The following is a 1,919-nucleotide window of genomic DNA, read 5'->3' as shown; positions in this document are numbered from 1 at the left end:
CCCCTCGACCCCCAACCCCTCCGCGACCACCTCGCCGCCCACCTACCCGCCTACATGATCCCCACCGCCTACATCCCCCTCCCCACCCTCCCACTGACGCGCAACGGTAAGATCGATCTGCGGGCACTGCCCATTCCCTCGGGACCGTCACGGGCCGTCGGAGCGGGCTCGGCGCCGCCGAACACCGAGGCGGAGCGGGTGCTCGCCGCCATCTGGGAAGGCCTGCTCCAGGTCGAGGGAATCGGCGTCGACGACGACTTCTTCGACCTGGGCGGCCACTCCCTGCTCGCGACGCAGATCGTCTCCCGCGTACGCGCGGCGCTCGGTGTCACCGTCTCGGTGCGCGATCTCTTCGAGCGCCCGACCATCAGGCGGCTGGCCGAGGCACTGCGTACCGTACGGCTCCCGGCCGGTGTTCCCGCCATCCCCTCGTGCACGGACGAACGCCCGGAACTCTCCTTCGCCCAACGCCGGCTGTGGTTCTTCGACCAGTTGGTGCCGGGTTCGGCCGCATACAACGTCAGCGAGACGTGGCGCGTCGACGGAGCACTCGACCCCGCCGTGCTCCAGCGCGCGCTGCGCGCGATCTGCGACCGGCACCAGGTGCTGCGGACCACCTTCCGGCAGTCGGACGGGAACCCCTACCAGGTGATTGCGGACTCGTCCGGCCTCACCCTCGACCGGTACGACCTTACGGCCCAGGGGCCCGGAGCCGAGGCCGAGGCCGTCCGACTCGCCTACCGGGAGGGGACGCGGAACTTCGACCTGACGACCGGCCCGCTGATTCGCGCCCAGCTCTTCAGGATCGCCGAAAACCGGCACTGCTTGGCCCTCCACCTGCACCACATTGTCGTCGACGGCTGGTCGATGAATGTCATCTGGCGAGAACTCGCCGTTCTGTACGACGACTTCGCAGCGGAACGCTCCGCATCACTGCCTCCTGTGGACATCCAGTATGTGGACTATGCCGCATGGCAGCGGTCCTGGCTGCACAGCGAGTTGGCAGAGCGGCAACTACGTTTCTGGACCGATCTGTTGAGAGGGGCCCCGGCCTCCCTTGAACTGCCCGCGGATCACCTCCGGCCGAAGCAGCCGAGCGGGCGGGGGCGATGGATCTCGTTCGAGCTGCCGGCGGACGTGGCCGGAGCGCTTCGGTCGATCGGACGCGACCATGCCGCGACGCCCTTCATGGTGATGCTCACGGCGTTCGACGTCCTGCTGGCCCGGTACACCGGCATCACCGACATTGTCACCGGCTCACCGGTGGCCGGCCGCATCCGGCCGGAGCTGGAGAAGATGGCCGGGTTCTTCGCCAACACCTTCGCGCTGCGGCTCGGTTGGACCGACGACCCGACGTTCGTGGAGCTTCTGGAACGTCTGCGCGGGATTGTGCTGGACGCCCAGGCGAACCAGGACGTGCCTTTCGAGTGGGTGGTCGCGGAGCTGGCGCCGGAGCGGGACGTGAGCCGCAACCCGGTGTTCCAGATCATCTTCGCCCTCAGCGGTGCCGACGAGACGGCACGTCCGGCCGGCTGGGCGGTCGAGCGCGTCGGCAGGGATCTGGGCCATGCTCGCTTCGACCTGGAGATGCAGCTCCAGGAGAGCGGCGAGGGCTACGCGGGATCCGTCTGCTACAGCACCGACCTCTTTGAGCACGAGACCGTGCAGAGGCTCGTCGACCACTTCCTGACGCTGTGCGCGAGCATCGTGGCCTACCCCCGGCAGCGGGTCTCCCGCCTCGCGCTCTACGAAGGAGCCGAACGCGACCGCCTGCTGAGCCTTGGCGCAGGGGTTTCACCGGACCTCGAACCGGACAGCCACGTCCTCGGGTTGTTCGAGGCGAGGGTTGCGTCGGGGCCGGGTGTGGTGGCGGTGGAGTGTGGTGGGGAGCGTTGGACGTATGGGGAGTTGGATGGTTG

1 protein-coding gene is annotated in these 1,919 nt (G+C 68.5%); it reads left to right on the top strand.

The genetic code is table 11. The features are described from left to right. The coding region (locus ACFV88_RS35970; protein WP_385496436.1) for a condensation domain-containing protein at positions 1–1,919 on the top strand (1,919 nt) is incomplete at both ends.

The organism is Streptomyces sp. NPDC059816 (assembly GCF_042732055.1).
Classification (GTDB): Bacteria; Actinomycetota; Actinomycetes; order Streptomycetales; family Streptomycetaceae; genus Streptomyces.
Note: the sequence above shows the minus strand (reverse complement) of the source record. Positions and strands in the feature narration are given on the sequence as shown.